The sequence below is a fragment of the Geodermatophilus aquaeductus genome (genome assembly GCF_900182545.1).
GTDB lineage: Bacteria > Actinomycetota > Actinomycetes > Mycobacteriales > Geodermatophilaceae > Geodermatophilus > Geodermatophilus aquaeductus.
Window position 1 is genome coordinate 57,811 of record NZ_FXTJ01000008.1, and the last position, 16,511, is coordinate 74,321.

Sequence of the window (16,511 nt, forward strand, 5' to 3'; positions counted from 1 at the left end):
GCTCTCACCGCCGACCACACCGTGCACCTCCGCGGAAGTGCACCGTGCATCTCCGCGGAAGTGCACCGTGCATCTCCGCGGACGTGCCCGCCCTCGGGCGGCGTGCCTACGGTGGAGCGCGTGACCGGTGCCGTTCCAGACCCGCTCCCGGGCTGGCTCACCGGCGCCCGGCGGGTCACCGTCCTCAGCGGCGCCGGCGTCTCCACCGACAGCGGCATTCCCGACTACCGCGGCCCGAACGGCGTGTGGACCCGCGACCCCGACGCCGAGAAGCTCGTGACCCTGTCCTACTACGTGGCCGACCCCGCGATCCGGCGGAAGGCGTGGCGGATGCGCGCCGGGATGCGGGCCGGTGACGTGCACCCCAACGCCGGGCACCGCGCCCTGGCCGACCTGGAGGCGCAGGGCCGGCTGCTGGCGCTGCTGACCCAGAACGTCGACGGGCTGCACCAGGCCGCGGGGTCGGCGCCGGAGCGCGTCCTCGAGCTGCACGGCACCGTGCACGCCGTCGAGTGCCTGTCCTGCGGCGACCGGACGCCGATGGACAGCGCCCTGGCCCGCCTCGACGCCGGCGCGGACGACCCGGCGTGCCTGGTGTGCGGCGGCATCCTCAAGTCGGCCACGGTGAGCTTCGGCCAGGCGCTGGACGAGCGGGTCCTCGCCGCGGCGGCGGAGGCGGCCGCCGACTGCGACGTCTTCCTCGCCGTCGGCACCTCGCTGGTCGTGTACCCGGTGGCCGGACTGGTCGAGATCGCCGCCGCGCACAGCGCCCGCGTGGTCATCGTCAACGCCGAGCCCACCCCGTACGACGGGCTGGCCGACCTCGTCGTCCGGGAGCCGATCTCCGAGGCGCTGCCGCGGTTGCTGGGGACGGCGTGAGCCGCGCCGACCTGGAGGCCCGCTACCGCGCGCTGGTCCTGCACGAGCTGCCGGAACGGGCCCGCGCCGGCCGCTGGGTGGTCACGAACGACCACTGCTTCGGCCGGATCGTGCTCGACCACGCCGTCGGCGGGCGCTGGTACGACGTCCTCGACCGCCGGCGCTCCCCGGCCTTCGCCCAGCTGTCCGACGAGCAGCTGGCCGGCGCGGTCGCCCTCGCCGAGCGGGTGCTGGCCGAGGGCGACCCGCTGCTGCGCGAGCTGGACGCGCGGAGCCTCGCCTGGCGTGGCAAGCCGCCTAAGCCGTCGACGACACGGACGTGACGCTTCTCGTCGTCCACCTGCTGCTGACGGCGGCCTACGCCGGCTTCCAGTGGACGGTGCGGGCCGTCGTCTACCCGCAGTTCGCCCTGGTGCCGGCCGCGGCGTTCCCCGCCTACGAGCGGGCGCACCAGCGGCGGATCACCCCGGTGGTCGGCCCGCTGTTCGCCGGGCAGGGCGTCACCATGCTGTGGCTGCTGGCGGCCCGGCCCGACGGGGTCCCGCTGGCGCCGGTGGTCGCGGGCGCGGTGTGCCTGGCCGTCGTCCTCGGCGCCACCGGCCTGCTGGCCGTGCCGCTGCACCGGCGGCTGGGGGAGGGGTTCGACGCCCGCACGTTCGCCCGGCTGCTGCGGGTGGACACCGTCCGCGCGCTGGCAGCGAGCGCCGGGACGGTCGCGGCCGCGTGGCTGGTGCTCGCCAGCGGCTAGCGTGACCCCGACCACGTCGAGCGGCTGACCGGGGCGCCGGCAGCCCTGCCACCGGGAGCCCGGCATGCGCGTGCCCTTGACCACCCGCGACTTCCTCGACCGCGCCGAGCTGGTCTACGCCGACCGGGTCGGCATCGTCGACGAGCCCGCCCAGCCGGCGCCGTCGCTCGGCGACGTGACCTACCGCGACGTGGCCCGCCGCGGCCGCGCGCTGCAGGCGGGGCTCGACGCGCTCGGGGTGGGGGAGGGCGAGCGGATCGCCATCGTCAGCCACAACGCCGCCCGGCTGCTGGAGGTGCTGCTCGCCGTCCCGTCGTCGGGGCGGGTGGCGGTGCCGGTCAACTTCCGGCTCAACCCGGAGGAGGTCTCCTACATCGTCGGGCACTGCGGCGCGCGGGTGCTGCTGGTCGACCCGGAGCTGGAGACCTCGCTCAAGGGCGTGCAGGCCGAGCACCGGTTCTCCACCGGCGAGGAGTACGAGCAGCTGCTCGCCTTCGACGCCGAGCCGCGGGCGTGGAGCGAGCCCGACGAGGACGCCACCGCCACGATCAACTACACCAGCGGGACGACGGCGCGGCCCAAGGGCGTGCAGATGACCCACCGCAACCTCTGGGTCAACGCGGTCACCTTCGGCATGCACATGCAGGTCAGCGACCGCGACGTCTACCTGCACACGCTGCCGATGTTCCACTGCAACGGCTGGGGCCTGCCGTACACGATGGCCGGGGTCGGTGCCCGCCAGGTGGTGCTGCGCAAGGTCGACGGCGCGGAGATCCTGCGCCGCGTCGAGCAGCACGGCGTCACGATGATGTCCGGGGCGCCGGCGGTCTGGAACGCCGTCCTCGAGGCCGCCGCCGACTGGGACGGCGAGGTCCCCGGCCGCGACCGGGTGCGGATCGTCGTCGCCGGGGCGCCGCCGCCCTCGCGCACCATCGCCCGCGTCGAGTCCGAGCTCGGCTGGGAGTTCAACCAGATCTACGGCCTCACCGAGACCGCGCCGCTGCTGACGATCAACCGCCCGCGCGCCGAGTACGACGACCTCGACCCGGAGGAGCGCGCCAAGCGGCTCTCCCGCGCCGGCGTCCCGGCGCTGGGCACCCGCATCGCGGTGAGCGAGAGCGGCGAGGTGCTCGCGCAGGGCAACACCGTGCTGGCCGGCTACTGGGAGAACCCCGACGCCTCGGCCGAGGCCCTCGAGGGCGGCTGGTTCCACACCGGCGACGGCGGCAGCCTCGACGACGGCGGCTACCTGACCATCTCCGACCGCAAGAAGGACGTGATCATCACCGGCGGCGAGAACGTCTCCTCGATCGAGGTCGAGGACGCCGTGTTCAGCCACCCCGCCGTCGCCGAGGTCGCCGTCATCGGCATCCCCGACGACAAGTGGGGCGAGCTGGTGACCGCCCTCGTGGTGCTCACCGAGGGTGAGACCGCCACCGAGGAGGAGATCATCGCCCACTGCCGGTCGCGGCTGGCCGGCTACAAGGCACCCAAGCGGGTCGAGTTCCGCGACGAGCTGGCCCGCACCGCCACCGGCAAGATCCAGAAGTTCAAGCTGCGCGAGTCCTTCTGGTCCGGCACCGGCGGCCGCCAGGTGAACTGACGCCTCCCCCCTCGGGGTGAGGCGGGCCCCGCCACCCCTCCGCGGGTCACCCGGACCGGTCGACAACCGGTCCGGGTGGCGCTCGCACGGGCGCCCGGAGAGCACGCCCCGGCCTCGACGCCGGCGCACCGGGAGGGGTCGGCACGTGGGTACGGGTACGCGCACGCGACATCACTGGGCGGTCCGCGCCGCCGGCACGGCGATCGCCGGGCTGGTGGTCCTCGGGATCACCCCGGGCACCGCCTCGGCCGCCCCCAGCGACGCCGAGATCGCCGCGGCCGAGGCCGCCCGTGACGCGGCCGCCGCCCAGGTGGGCGTGCTCAGCGCCCAGCTGGCCGAGGCCGAGGCCTCCGCCGCGGCGGCGCACCAGGGCGCGCAGATCGCCCTGCAGGACTACGAGGAGACCCAGGCCGCCTACGAGGCCGCGCAGGCCGCCGCCGACGCCGCCGTCGCCGCCGCCGCGCAGGCCGAGGCCGACGTCGCCGTGGGCGTCGAGCAGGTCGCCGGCTACGCGCGCACCACCTACATCCAGGGCAGCACCGCGCCCGGCGCCACGGCGCTGCTGTCCGCGGACGGCCCGGCCCAGCTGATCGAGCGCGCCGCGCTGCTCGAGGCCGCCGGCACCCACCGCGTCGACGTCGTCCACGAGCTCACCGCGCTGCAGGTGCAGGCCGAGCAGGCCGAGGAGCAGGCGCAGGCCGCCTCCGCCGAGGCCGAGGTCCTGCAGGAGCAGTCCGCCGTCGCGCTGGCCGACGCCCAGGCCCAGGAGACCTCCGCCCGCGCCCAGACCGCCGCCCTCGCCGAGCAGCGCGACGCCGTCGCCGAGCAGGCCGAGGCCGCCGGCCAGCAGGTCGCCGGCATGCAGGCCGAGCAGGACGCCGCCGAGGAAGCCGCCGCGCAGGCCGCCGCCGCCCAGGCCGCGGCGGCCGCGCGCGCCGCCGCCAGCCGGCCGGCCGCGCCCGCCCCGTCGACCGCCGCCGCGCCCTCGCGCAGCACCTCGGCGCCCAGCCCGTCCCCGTCGTCGTCGTCCTCGTCGTCCTCGGGCGGCTCGACGTCGTCGACCGGCGGGTCCTCCGGCAACCCGACCCCGCCGCCGACCACCACGGCCGGCGCGCCGTCGGCCTCGGCGGTGCAGACCGCCATCGACGCGGCGCTCTCGCAGCGCGGCCTGCCCTACAGCTGGGGCGGCGGCGGGGCCAACGGCCCCGGCTACGGCATCCCGCCGGACACCCGCGTCTTCGGCTTCGACTGCTCGGGGCTGATGGAGTACGCCTACGCCCGCGCCGGCATCCGGATCGGCGGCACCAGCCGCGACCAGTGGTACCTCAACCGCGGCAAGACCGTCGCGCGGGCCGACCTCCGCCCCGGCGACCTGGTCTTCTGGGGCTCGGGCAGCTCGTACCTGTCGATCTACCACGTCGCGCTGTACCTTGGCGACGGCAAGGTGGTGCAGGCGCCGCAGAGCGGGGACGTCGTCCGGGTGTCGACCATGTGGTTCGGCAGCGACTACTTCGGTGCCGTGCGCCCGACCGCGTAGCGGTAGCGGGGGAGAGTTGGGGCGTCGGGCAGCCACGGGGGGAGCTGCCCGACGCACCGACCACGCTAGCAGTCACGCCCGCGCTGGTGCAGGGGTTGCTCGCCCGGGCGTGCCGCGGGTGGAGCGCACTCCGGCGCGTCGCCCGGCGCGTCGCGGCCCGGACGGCGCAGCGGGCCTCCGGCGTGCCCGCGCGCACGAGGAACGGACTGCCAGCTCCGTGTAGGACACTGGCGGACGGGACGGGCGAGGAGCCCCGTCGCCGGCCTCCCGTGTCGCTGCCGGAGGCCGAGGACCGGCACGACAGGGAGCCCTGTGACCACCGCCGCCAGCACCCCGCTCGAGAAGCCCGCCGGCGCCAGCGCCGTGGGCGCCGGCGCACCGGTCCCGCCCTCGGTGGACGCCGCGCGGCTGGAACGCGCACTGTTCGAGATCAAGCGGGTCATCGTCGGCCAGGACCGGCTGGTGGAGCGGATGCTGGTCGCCCTGCTCGCCCGCGGCCACGTGCTGCTCGAGGGCGTGCCGGGCGTCGCGAAGACCCTCGCGGTCGAGACGCTGGCCCGGGTCGTGGGCGGCAAGTTCGCCCGCCTGCAGTTCACCCCCGACCTCGTGCCCGCCGACATCCTCGGCACCCGCATCTACAAGGCCGGGCAGGACGCCTTCGACACCGAGCTCGGCCCGGTGTTCGCCAACTTCGTCCTCACCGACGAGATCAACCGCGCGCCGGCCAAGGTCCAGTCGGCGCTGCTGGAGGTCATGGCCGAGCGGCAGGTCTCCATCGGCGGCGTCACCCACCCGCTGCCCGACCCGTTCCTCGTGCTCGCCACGCAGAACCCGATCGAGTCCGAGGGCGTCTACCCGCTGCCCGAGGCCCAGCGCGACCGCTTCCTCATGAAGGTGCTCGTGGACTACCCGAGCCCGGAGGAGGAGCGCGAGATCATCTACCGGATGGGCGCCAACCCGCCGGTGGCCGAGACCATCCTCGGGCCCGACGACCTGCGCCGCATGCAGCGCACCGCCTCGCAGGTGTTCGTGCACCACGCGCTGGTCGACTACGTGGTGCGGCTCGTCGTCGCCACCCGGCAGCCGCGCGAGCACGGCATGGACGACGTCGCCTCGTGGGTGTCCTACGGCGCGAGCCCCCGCGCCTCGCTCGGCCTCATCTCGGCCGGGCGCGCGCTGGCGCTGGTCCGCGGCCGCGACTACGTGCTGCCGCAGGACGTCCTCGACGTCACCACCGACGTGCTCCGGCACCGCCTGGTGCTCTCCTACGACGCCCTGGCCGACGGCGTGCCCGCCGACCACGTGGTCAAGCGGATCCTGCAGACCGTGCCGCTGCCGCAGGTCACGCCGCGCCAGCGCTCCGGCGGCTTCGGCCCGGCCGCGCCCGGCGGCCCGCAGGTCCCGCCGCCGGGGGCGCCGCAGTTCGGCCCGCCGCAGGGCGCTCCGCAGGGTCCCTACGGCCCCGGCTTCCCGCCCGTGCCGCAGCCGCAGGCCGGCCGGCCGGGCAACGGCCAGGTCCCCAACGGTCAGATCCCCCAGGGCCAGATCCCCCAGGGCCAGATCCCCCAGGGCCAGATCCCCCAGGGGCAGGTGCCGAACGGCCAGGCGCCGCAGGGTCAGGCTCCGCAGGGTCCGGTCCCGGGCCAGCCGCAGCCCGGCGGCAACGGGCACGGCCCGGGGAACCCGCAGGCGTGAGACTCCGGCGCGGCCGGGCGCGGGCGGGGGAGGACCCCGCCCCGCCCGCGGACGAGCCGACCCCGGCTCCCACCCCGACGCTCGCCCCTCCGGCCGGCACGGCGCCGGCAGCGGTGCCGGCCGAGGACCCCGACGGCGCGCCGCCGCACTTCGGCGAGGGGCCGGCCGACGTCCTGCTGCAGCGGCTCGAGCTCACCGTCCGCCGACGGCTCGACGGGCTGCTGCAGGGCGACCACCTCGGCCTGGTGCCGGGCTCGGGCAGCGAGGCCGGGGACTCACGGACCTACCACCCCGGCGACGACGTCCGCCGCATGGACTGGCCGGTGACCGCGCGCACCCAGGTGCCGCACGTCCGCGAGACGATCGCCGACCGCGAGCTGGAGACCTGGGCGGTGGTCGACCTGTCGGCCAGCCTCGACTTCGGCACCGGCCTGTGCGACAAGCGCGACCTCGCGATCGCCGGGCTGGCCGCGGTCAGCCACCTCACCGTGCGCGGCGGCAACCGCCTCGGCGCCGTCGTCACCACCGGCGAGCGGATCGACCGCTACCCGGCGCAGGCCGGGCGGCTGGCCGCCGACCGGCTGCTGCGGGCCGTCGTCGCCACCCCGCGTGCCGCCACCGGGCGCCGCGGCGACCTGGCCGCCGCCCTGGAGACGCTGCGCCGCCCGCCGCGCCGCCGCGGGCTGGTCGTCGTCGTGTCCGACTTCCTCGGCGACCTCGACTGGGAGCGGCCGCTGCGCGGCCTGGGCACCCGGCACGAGCTGCTGGGCATCGAGGTGGTCGACCCGCGGGAGCTGGAGCTGCCCGACGTCGGCCCGCTGACCGTCGTCGACCCGGAGTCCGGGCAGACCCTCGAGGTGCCCACCGGCGACCCCCGCTTCCGCGCCCGCTTCGCCGAGGCCGCGGCCGAGCAGCGGCGGGCGATCGCCGCCGGGCTGCGCCGCGCCGGGGCCGGGCACCTGCAGCTGCGCACCGACCGTGACTGGGTGATGGACGTCGTGCGCTTCGTCGCCGACCGCCGGCGCGCCGGCAGCGGCGGGGCGTCCCGGTGAGCACCCCCCGCAGTACGAGAGAGGCCCGCCCGTGAGTTTCCAGTCACCGCTGTGGCTGATCGCGATCGTCCCCGTCGTCGCGCTGGCGGTGCTCTACGTGGTCCGCCAGCTGCGCCGCCGGGTGTACGCGGCGCGGTTCTCCCAGACCGGGCTGGCGCAGAGCCTGCTGCCCAAGCGGGCCGGCTGGGTGCGGCACCTGGCGTTCGGCCTGACGCTGGCCGCCCTGCTGGGGCTGGTGCTGTCGCTGGCCCAGCCGAGCACCGAGGTGCGGGTGCCGCGGGAGACCGCGACCGTCGTCCTGGCACTCGACGTCTCGCTGTCGATGCAGGCCGAGGACATCGAGCCCAGCCGGTTCGAGGCGATGAAGGACGCCGCCAGCGACTTCGTCGACATCCTCCCGGAGCGGATCAACCTGGGGCTGGTGTCGTTCTCGGGCACCGCCTCGACGCTGGTGGCCCCGACCACCGACCGCGAGCAGGTGCGCGGCGCGATCCAGAACCTCGAGTTGTCGGAGGCGACGGCGATCGGCGAGGCGATCTTCACCTCGCTGACCACCATCTCCACGTTCCAGTCCACGCTCGACGTCGGCGAGGACGAGGCGCTGCCGCCGGCGCGGATCCTGCTGCTCTCCGACGGCTACAACACCGTCGGCCGGGAGAACACGCAGGCGATCGCCGCGGCGCAGGCGGCGCAGGTGCCGGTGTCGACCATCGCGTTCGGCACCGACTACGGCTCGATCGAGATCGGCGGCGAGGTGACGCCGGTGCCGATCGACCGCGACGCGCTGCGGGCGATCGCCGACGAGACCGGCGGCCAGTACAACGAGGCCCGCACCCGCGCCGAGCTCGAGGCCGTCTACGACGACCTGGGCAGCCAGATCGGCTACACGACCGAGCCGCAGGACGTCTCGTACTGGTTCGTGCGGGTGGCCACGCTGCTGCTCGCGCTGGGCCTCGGGCTCGCCGCCTGGCGGCTGCAGCGCCTGTTCTGAGCGACCGGGCGGGGCCGACGTGCGGCGTGATCACCTCGGCTCCAGCAGCGTCTCCCGCACGGGGAGGCACCGCTGGAGCCGAGGTGGTCGTGGCCCCGTCAGACCGTGAAGCCTCGCTGGCGGCGCACCAGCTTCTTCAGCATGAAGATCGTCTGGAGCACGGTCAGCAGGTAGAGCACGGGCCAGCCGATCGACAGGATGGCCGACTGGACGCCGATGCTCTGCTGGCTCCAGGCGAAGATCAGGACGAGGAAGGTCGCCGCCGCGCACACCGCGGGCATCACGTAGGCCGAACCCCGGCCGCGCTCGGCTGCGGCCTGAGCCGCCCAGTTGTCCTTCTCCACCCGGGCGAAGAACTGCACCCACGCGGTCACGAAGTGGCCCATCCGGACCCACATGTAGAGCTCGGCCGGGGCCACCAGCACCGCGTAGAAGATGTCCACCGCGCTCTTGTCGTGCATGGACAGCGCGATCCGCAGGTTGAGCAGCGTGGCCACCGCGGGCGGGATGAGCCAGATCGGGTTGAACACGAACGCGTCGATCGACAGCGCCGCGGCCAGCAGCAGCAGGAAGCCCATGCGGGCGCCGATGTTGAAGACCATCGAGATGTTCTCGTACCAGCGCAGCCGCAGGTTCGGGTGCAGCGGCTGGCCCTTGCTGTCGCCGCGCTGGCCGGGCCACAGCAGGTCGATGCCGCCGAAGTTCCACTTCACCTGCTGGCCGTGCAGCGCCCGGAGCGTGGTCATGGGGCCGACGAAGGCCCGCGCCCGCGCGCTGATCTTCGTGCTGAAGCCCGCGTCCTTGATCTGCAGGGAGAGCTTGGAGTCCTCGACCTCCGAGTCGCGCACCCACGGCGCGGACTGGTGGTGGCGGTACATGACCGACTCCAGTGCGCGGACGCTGAACAGGCTGCACTGGCCGCCGAGGACGGCCATGTTCCGCCCGCGGACCAGGTTGTCCATGTTGAAGCCTGCGAACTGGGCGCGCTGGCCGGCGACGAGGAACCTCGCCATGGCGCCGTGCACCTTCGACTTGTCGAAGGTGTAGATCGCCGAGAGCCCGCCGATGCGGGGGTCGGTGACCATCTCCTTCTCCAGCCACTCGACGCAGCGCCGGTCGAGGGTGGTGTCACCGTCGACGCCCAGGATGTAGTCGTGGCCGCGGCTGACGAAGTAGCCGTAGTTGAGCGCGCCGACCTTCTTGTCCGGGTTCTCGCCGATGTCGTGGACGTGCACGACGGTGCGGTAGGTCTCGCCCTTGACGACGCGGGTGTGCTCGCCGACGAACTGGCCGGCGATCTCCGGGGTGTCGTCGTCGGTGTTGTTGATGACCACGTGGACGACGTCCGGCGGGCGGGTCTGCGACAGCAGCGAGACGAGGACGTCGGCGATCGTCGACTCCTCGTTGTAGGCCGGGATGACGCAGCTGATGGTGGCGTGCCGCTGCTGCTCGTGCGCCTCCGTGCCGCCGAACTCGGCCGGCACGAGCGAGCTGATGTCGGGGACCTGCTGGCCACCGCGGGCCAGCAGGTGCGTGCGGTCGGTCGAGCGCCGGTTGCCGTGGACGACGAGCTGGGTCACGAGGGGTCCTCCTGCAGGAGCGGCAGCTCGAGGGCGTCGAGCACGGTCTGGCGGAAGTAGCGCTCGGAGCCGGGCTCGGTCTCGACGAGCAGGTCGAACTGCACCGAGACGGTGAGCGAGGTCGCCGTGGACGCCGTCCCCGGCAGGCTCAGCGCGGTGGTGTAGCTGAACGGCGGCATGAGCGCGAACTCGCCGCGGTCCTCGGCGGCGAGGGTGCGGCTCTGGCCGTCGTCGGTGGTGGCCGCGAAGCGGGTGACCAGCACCTCGGTGTCGGCGTCGCCGCCCTCGACGTGCGTGGCGAGCTGGATCGTCTTGTCCTCGGTGGCGGTCCAGGTGGTCGCCTCGTCGGCCGTCCAGTAGTCGATGACGACGGTGCGGTCGCCGGCCGGGAGCGTGCGCGTGAGCGATCCGGCGTCGAGGTCGCCGGTCGGGCGGGCCGGCGCGGTCGGCGTCGCCGCGGCGGCTGTCTCGTCGGCGGCTGTCTCGTCGGCGGCTCCGGCCGCCGGAACGGCGGTCTCCTCGGCAGCGGCGTCGGCGGTGATGCCCGGGCTCATGCTGACGTCGGGCCACTCACAGCCGGTCAGGCCGGCGAGCAGCGCCGCGCCGACCGCGAACGCGGCCGCACGGGATCGGGGTGTGGGTCGCGGCACGGTGCCCCCAGGGAGCGATCGGGTGATCGCCGGGGACCGGGCGCCGTTGCACACCCCCAGCAGTGGTCGTCGACGACGCTAGGAGCGGGGCCGGGGGGAGTGACAGAGGTCGTGACCCCTCCGGGGGAGCGGTGCCACCGCCCGGAGGGGCGCCCCCTCCGGGCGGTGACCGTGCGTGAGACCGGTCAGCGCGTGGGGTCGAGGACCAGCTTGCCGCTGGTGCGGCGGGACAGGATGTCCTGGTGGGCCTCGCGGACGGCGGTCAGCGGGTAGCGGCCGCCGCCGACCGGCTTGAGCGCGCCCTCGGCGACGAGCGGGAGCAGCTCGGTCATGGCGTCGTCCATCATCGACGGGCGGCTCATGCAGTGGGCCAGCCAGAAGCCGATGACGGCACGGCTGGTGCCCATCAGCGCCGGCGCCTGCACCGGCTTCGGCGGCCGCCGGCCGGCCATGCCGTAGGCCACCAGCCGACCGAAGGGCGCCAGCGCGGAGAACGACCCGTCGAAGACGTTGCCGCCGGTCATCTCCAGGACGATGTCGACGCGCTTGCCGCCGTTGGCCTCGCGCAGCGCGGCGGCGAACGTCTTGGGGTCGTCGTCGGCGAGGGCGGGGTCGACGGAGGCGTCGGCGCCGAGCTCCTCGGTCAGCGCCCGCTTCTCGGGGCTGGAGGCGGTGGCGATGACCCGCCCGGCGCCCCAGCGCTTGGCGAGCTGGACGGCCAGCGAGCCGACCCCGCCGGCGCCGGCGATGACGACGACGGACTCGCCGGCGGCCAGGTGCGCGCTGGTGCGCAGCAGGTGCCAGGCGGTGGCGCCCTGCAGGACGACGGCGAGGGCCTGCTCGTCGGTGACGGCGTCGGGCACCGGCCAGGTCAGCCGCGGGTTGGCGGCCACCTTCTCTGCGTAGCCGCCGCCCTCGACCAGGCCGACCACGCGCTCGCCGCCGCCGACCGGGCGGCCGACGAACTCCGCGCCCGGGATCAGCGGCAGCTGCTGCGGCGCGAGGTAGCTGTCCTCGGTCTGGTGGGTGTCGGCGAAGTTGACCCCTGCGGCACTCACCTCGTAGAGCTGCTGGCCGTCGCCGGGGACGGGGTCGGGGAGGTCGACGACGTCGAGGACCTCGGGGCCGCCGAAGCGGGTGATCTGCACGGCACGCATGTCTCGACACTATGGCCCGGTCGACGAGCGCACGCGTCGCGTTGGTGGGCTCGCTCAGACACGCGGTGTCCCCTGAGCGCCGGTACTCGCCCGTTCTGGTCTTTACGCTCCGCGCATGGACGTGAGCAGAGCCCTGGAGCAGCACATCGCAGTGTTCGGCGAAGGCGGGAGCGGCAAGACGGTTCTGCTCTCTTCGTTCTACGGAGCGACGCAGGAACCCCAGTACCGGAAGCAGAGCCTCGTCCATGTCGTGGCGGACAACATCGGCCAAGGCGCTCGGCTGCACCGCAATTACCTCGGCATGAAGAACTCAGCGCAGTTGCCCTCGGCAACCCGATTCGCCGGGACGTCCTACTCCTTCTCGATCAAGCTGAAGGACAACTCCAGCACCAAGGACAAGCCGTTCGACGCCCTGCGCCTCGTCTGGCACGACTACCCCGGGGAGTGGTTCGAGCACGACGTGAGCGGGCCGGAGGAGGAACAACGCCGCGTCGACACGTTCAGGTCCCTGCTGGGCTCGGATGTGGCGCTCCTGCTGGTGGACGCCCAGCGGTTGCTGGACAACGCCGGGCAGGAGGAGCGGTACCTGAAGTCGCTGTTCGCCAACTTCCTGAACGGCTTGCTGTCGCTCAAGGACGACCTGCTCGAAGACGGGAAACCCCTCGTCGAGTTCCCACGCATCTGGGTGCTGGGGCTGTCGAAGTCCGATCTGCTGCCAGACCTGGACGTGTTCGCGTTCCGGGATCTGCTCATCGAGAAGGCAGCCGACGACCTGGACGCACTGCGCCAGGTGCTGGCTGGGCTGGTGGAGGCCGGGGACGCGCTGTCCGTCGGTGAGGACTTCGTGCTGCTCTCATCAGCGAAGTTCGGCGCGGACCGGATCGAGGTCAGCGAGCGCATCGGTGTCGACATGATCCTTCCCTTGGCCGCCATGCTGCCCTTCGAGCGCCACGTCCACTGGGCCCAGACCAAGGAGCTGCAGGGAAAGGTGGTCGAGATGCTGCTGCGTGGCGCTGAGCCTCTGGCCACCGTGTTGGTGGGGACCAGGAGCAAGTTCCTCGGCGTCGTGGGGCAGCTGCTCAACATCGTCGGACCCAGCATGGCCGAAGCGGCCGGACTGAACGGGGACAAGCTCAGGGAGGTCAACACTGATGCCTTGGCAAAGAAGGATCACCTGCGCGCCACGTTGACGCGCTTCGGGATGGATCTGGACAGGGGCGAAGAGGAGCGGGTCCTGCTCCGGAGCCTCCGGTGAGCCTCATCTGGGCGACGCGCGGCCGGAACTGGGGTTTCCGGTTCCTCAGGAACGACACCTCCGGGGATCCGCTCGTGTTCTACGACACCGCCTTCTCGGGTGTCGAGGACGCGCCGGAGACCTGTCGCCGCGTGGGCGGAGCAGGGTCGCAGCCCGAGATGGTGGCATTGCGCTTCCCGGACCCGGAGGGTCGACGAGACCGGGCCGGAAGGGTGATCCCGCACGACTTCGTCGTCTTCGATGCTCTGGTCGGCGACGTCGACTCGGTGGAAGTTGGGCGGCAGCGGATATGGCCCCTGGTCGCCGACGAATTCGCCCGGCTCTGGGAGCTGCCTGCGCCACCCTCCGTGAGCCGATGACGCAGCCCAGGGTGTGACGGACTGGCGCAAGTGCCCTCGCTCGCAGTCAGGTCATCTGCCGGACAACCCGTGGTGGGTGTCGGCGAAGTTGACTCCTGCGGCGCTCACCTCGTAGAGCTGCTGGCCGTCGCCGGGGACGGGGTCGGGGAGGTCGACGACGTCGAGGACCTCGGGGCCGCCGAAGCGGGTGATCTGCACGGCACGCATGGGCCGAGGCTAGGGCAGGGGTGGACGCGCGCCACGCACGCTCCGGAGGCCTTCCTCGTCGAGATCGGTTCCCGTCATCCCTCTCCCGCCCGGGCATCCTCCTGCGCCAACGCGGCGTGCTCGTCGCGGAGCTGCCGCTTGAGGATCTTGCCGCTCGGGTTCTTCGGCAGGCCGCCGGCGAGGACGACGTACTTGGGGCGCTTGTACGGGGCGAGTCGTTCCCGAGCGTGCGTCTGGACGTCGTCGCTGGTCAACGTTGCCCCTGGCTTCGGGACGACGACCGCGGTGACGGCCTCCACCCAGTAGGGGTGCGTGATCCCGAAGACCGCCACCTCGGCGACGCCGTCGAGTTCGTAGATGGCCTCCTCGACCTCCCGGCTGGCGACGTTCTCCCCGCCGGTCTTGATCATGTCCTTCTTGCGGTCGACGACCGAGAGGTAGCCGTCCGCGGTCATGACACCGAGGTCGCCGGAGTGGAACCAGCCGCCTCGGAAGGCCTCGGCCGTCTTCTCCTCGTCGGCGTAGTACCCCAGCGCCGCATGCGGGCTGCGGTGCACGATCTCCCCGATCTCGCCGGGGGCGACGGGACGTCCCTCGTCGTCGACGAGCTGGGTCTCGACGTCGAGCGCGGCCCGACCGGCCGACCCCGCCCGCTGCACCTGCTCGTGAGGACGCAGGATCGTGGCCAGCGGGGCCATCTCCGTCTGACCGTAGAAGTTCCACAGCTGGACGTCCGGGAGCCGGCGCTGCAGCTCGCGCAGCACCTCGACCGGCATCGGCGAGGCGCCGTAGTACCCCTTGCGCAGACTGGACAGGTCCGTCGTGTCGAAGTCCGGGTGGCGCAGCAGGGAGATCCACACCGTCGGCGGGCAGAAGAGCTTGGTGACGCCCTCCCGCGCGATGGTCGCGAGCAGGGTGGCCGGATCGGGTCCGGGCAGGATGACGCTGGTCGCGCCGAGGTAGACGTCGACGGAGAAGAAGCAGTCCAGTTGCGCGCAGTGGTACATCGGCAGCGCGTGGACTTCGATGTCATCGCTGCTCATCCCACCGTCGACGATGCAGCTGACGTACTGGGTGATCAGCGATCGGCTGGAGAGCATCACGCCCTTGGGGCGGGACTCGGTCCCCGACGTGTACATGAGCCGGAGGGGGTCGTCGTCCGCGACGAGGACGTCCGGCACCGAGGGGTCGCCCTCGCGCCACCAGTCGTCGACGTCCTCCCAGCCCGCGGCGGGGGACGCGCCGGAGAGTGCGATCCAGCCTCTGGTGCCGTCGTCGATCCCGGCTGCGGCCAGGGCCTTCTCTGCGGTGGGGGCCAGGGCGTCCTCGCTGACGATCCCGCGGGCCCCTGAGTGCCGGAGGACGTACGCGATCTCGTCGGGCCCCAGCATGAAGTTGACCGGCACGAGGACGATGCCGAGCTTGGCGGTGGCGAACGCGAGCACGGCGAACTGCCAGCAGTTGTGCGACAGCAGCGCCAGCCGGTCGCCCTTCTCCAGTCCGCGCGCGGAGAGGGCGTGGGCGCACCGGTTCACAGCGGCGTCGAACTCGGCGTAGGTGATCCGCAGGTCGCCGGCGACCACCGCCAGCTTGTCCGGGTAGCGGCGGGCGCTGCGGTGCAGCAGGTCGCCGATCGCGTGCTGCCGGGCCCGAGCGATCGACATGCCGGTGCCGTGGCTGAACGTCGCTTCCATGTCGGGGACCTCTTCTCGGCGGGGCGCCCACGGCGCCCAGGGGCGTTCCCGGGGGGAGCAGCCGGTGGGCAGCTCGCCTGCAGGATGCTGCCGCAAGCCGTGGCGGTCCGCGACGAGCCCGGCGACGACGGAGCCGAGGCCCCAGATGAGGCTCAGGACAGGGACTGGTGGGTGTCGACGACGTCGAGGACCTCGCTACCGGCGGCTCATCGACCTACGAGACGGCCTTCAGGCCCCCGCCGCGGAAGAGGCGGCGCCCCCGGGCTCCGGCACGATCGGCCGCCCGGGTCCCCGAGCTCTGCGCAGCCGGGCTCCGCAGGGCGCGCTGGGCGCCAGCGGCCAGGCCGATGCCCACCGCGGCGACGGCTGACGGCTTCGGCGACCACCGCAGCGCGGAGATGGCCCAGCCGACCGGTGCGTCGGGCTGCCGATCGGACGTCCGACGCGGTGCCGACGTCGCCGGCTCCGGCGACGTCTCCGCGAACGTGTCGAGCATCCCGCGGACGAAGGCGGCCATGTCCTGGGGCCCCCTGCTCGTGGTGAGGTTCCCGTCCCGGACGAGGTCCTCGTCGAGCCAGGTCGCACCCGCGTTCACCAGGTCGTCGCGGATCCCGGGCCAGGAGGTCAGGGTCCGTCCGTCCAACAGTCCCGCCGAGGCGAGTACCCACGGTCCGTGACAGAGGGTCGCGATGGGCTTGCCACGGTCGGCGAACCCGCGGACGAACTCCCGTGCCGGGGCGGACTGCCGGAGCAGGTCGGGGTTGATGAACCCACCGGGCACCAGCAGGCCGTCGTAGTCGGCGGGAGCGGCGTCGTCGATCGTCCTGTCCACGCGGACCCGGCTGGCCGGCATGTGCAGGTTCACCCCGCGGATCCGTCCGCGCCGCAGGGAGACGACGTCGACCTCGGCGCCGGCCGCCTTCAGGGCCCGCAGCGGAACGACCAGCTCGACCTTCTCGAAGCCGTCGGCCGCGAGGACGGCGATCCTGCGGCCCTTGAGTCGGCGTCTGGTGGGCATGTCGTCCCCCTGTCGCTCGATGGCGCAGCGGCGCCGGAGCTCTCCCTGGCAGCGGGACCCTCGGTCAGCGCGCCGCAGGGCTGCTC

The 16,511-nt window shown here is 73.4% G+C and carries 16 protein-coding genes; 10 read left to right on the top strand and 6 right to left on the bottom strand.

The genetic code is table 11. The annotated features are described in order from the left end of the window. The first annotated feature begins 120 nt into the window (after positions 1–120). From FN207_RS18450 to FN207_RS18485, 8 genes are all read left to right on the top strand, one after another. Positions 121–879, top strand: a complete 759-nt coding sequence (locus FN207_RS18450) for an SIR2 family NAD-dependent protein deacylase (RefSeq protein ID WP_142459918.1) — start codon at positions 121–123, stop codon at positions 877–879. Further along, complete coding sequence (locus FN207_RS18455; protein WP_142459919.1) at positions 876–1,202, top strand: hypothetical protein; 327 nt, start codon at positions 876–878, stop codon at positions 1,200–1,202. Before FN207_RS18450 ends, FN207_RS18455 begins: the two co-directional genes overlap by 4 nt. Next, positions 1,199–1,627 carry a DUF1772 domain-containing protein gene (locus FN207_RS18460; RefSeq protein WP_142459920.1) on the top strand — a complete coding sequence of 143 codons (429 nt, stop codon included), beginning with the start codon at positions 1,199–1,201 and terminating at the stop codon, positions 1,625–1,627. The genes FN207_RS18455 and FN207_RS18460 overlap by 4 nt, the downstream gene beginning before the upstream one ends. A 64-nt stretch (positions 1,628–1,691) precedes the next feature. Beyond that, complete coding sequence (locus tag FN207_RS18465; RefSeq protein WP_142459921.1) at positions 1,692–3,230, top strand: AMP-binding protein; 1,539 nt, start codon at positions 1,692–1,694, stop codon at positions 3,228–3,230. Positions 3,231–3,375: 145 nt separating this feature from the next. Continuing rightward, positions 3,376–4,767, top strand: coding sequence for a C40 family peptidase (locus FN207_RS18470; RefSeq protein WP_246066168.1), 1,392 nt, complete (start codon positions 3,376–3,378; stop codon positions 4,765–4,767). A gap of 312 nt (positions 4,768–5,079) precedes the next feature. Continuing rightward, entirely contained in the window at positions 5,080–6,462 is a 1,383-nt protein-coding gene (locus tag FN207_RS18475) for an AAA family ATPase (protein ID WP_246066169.1), read from the top strand. Next, the gene (locus tag FN207_RS18480; protein WP_246066170.1) at positions 6,459–7,514 is read left to right on the top strand and encodes a DUF58 domain-containing protein; all 1,056 of its coding nucleotides are present in this window, start codon (positions 6,459–6,461) and stop codon (positions 7,512–7,514) included. The genes FN207_RS18475 and FN207_RS18480 overlap by 4 nt, the downstream gene beginning before the upstream one ends. Before the next feature lie 31 nt (positions 7,515–7,545). Beyond that, complete coding sequence (locus FN207_RS18485) at positions 7,546–8,505, top strand: VWA domain-containing protein (protein WP_142459922.1); 960 nt, start codon at positions 7,546–7,548, stop codon at positions 8,503–8,505. 98 nt (positions 8,506–8,603) lie between these two features. On the opposite strand, the gene FN207_RS18490 is transcribed toward FN207_RS18485, so the two are convergent. The 3 genes from FN207_RS18490 to FN207_RS18500 all read right to left on the bottom strand — a co-directional run bounded on the left by FN207_RS18490 (position 8,604) and on the right by FN207_RS18500 (position 11,892). Further along, positions 8,604–10,085 (bottom strand): glycosyltransferase family 2 protein, encoded by a 1,482-nt coding sequence (locus tag FN207_RS18490; RefSeq protein ID WP_142459923.1) that lies wholly within the window; start codon positions 10,083–10,085, stop codon positions 8,604–8,606. Next, positions 10,082–10,735: a hypothetical protein gene (locus tag FN207_RS18495; RefSeq protein ID WP_142459924.1), complete on the bottom strand. Its 654-nt coding sequence runs from the start codon at positions 10,733–10,735 to the stop codon at positions 10,082–10,084. The genes FN207_RS18490 and FN207_RS18495 overlap by 4 nt, the downstream gene beginning before the upstream one ends. 185 nt (positions 10,736–10,920) lie before the next feature. Then, a complete protein-coding gene (locus FN207_RS18500) occupies positions 10,921–11,892 on the bottom strand; it encodes a quinone oxidoreductase family protein (protein WP_142459925.1) in 972 nt (323 codons plus the stop codon). A gap of 115 nt (positions 11,893–12,007) precedes the next feature. On the opposite strand from FN207_RS18500, the gene FN207_RS18505 reads away from it, so the two are divergent. Next, the gene (locus FN207_RS18505) at positions 12,008–13,147 is read left to right on the top strand and encodes a TRAFAC clade GTPase domain-containing protein (RefSeq protein ID WP_142459926.1); all 1,140 of its coding nucleotides are present in this window, start codon (positions 12,008–12,010) and stop codon (positions 13,145–13,147) included. Beyond that, positions 13,144–13,506 (top strand): hypothetical protein, encoded by a 363-nt coding sequence (locus FN207_RS18510; RefSeq protein WP_142459927.1) that lies wholly within the window; start codon positions 13,144–13,146, stop codon positions 13,504–13,506. Before FN207_RS18505 ends, FN207_RS18510 begins: the two co-directional genes overlap by 4 nt. Positions 13,507–13,557: 51 nt before the next feature. On the opposite strand, the gene FN207_RS18515 is transcribed toward FN207_RS18510, so the two are convergent. From FN207_RS18515 to FN207_RS18525, 3 genes are all read right to left on the bottom strand, one after another. Then, positions 13,558–13,713, bottom strand: a complete 156-nt coding sequence (locus tag FN207_RS18515) for a Zn-dependent oxidoreductase (protein WP_142459928.1) — start codon at positions 13,711–13,713, stop codon at positions 13,558–13,560. Positions 13,714–13,787: 74 nt separating this feature from the next. Then, the gene (locus tag FN207_RS18520) at positions 13,788–15,407 is read right to left on the bottom strand and encodes an acyl-CoA synthetase (protein WP_142459929.1); all 1,620 of its coding nucleotides are present in this window, start codon (positions 15,405–15,407) and stop codon (positions 13,788–13,790) included. A gap of 214 nt (positions 15,408–15,621) precedes the next feature. Beyond that, the gene (locus tag FN207_RS18525; RefSeq protein ID WP_142459930.1) at positions 15,622–16,425 is read right to left on the bottom strand and encodes a type 1 glutamine amidotransferase domain-containing protein; all 804 of its coding nucleotides are present in this window, start codon (positions 16,423–16,425) and stop codon (positions 15,622–15,624) included. Between the last annotated feature and the right edge of the window lie 86 nt (positions 16,426–16,511).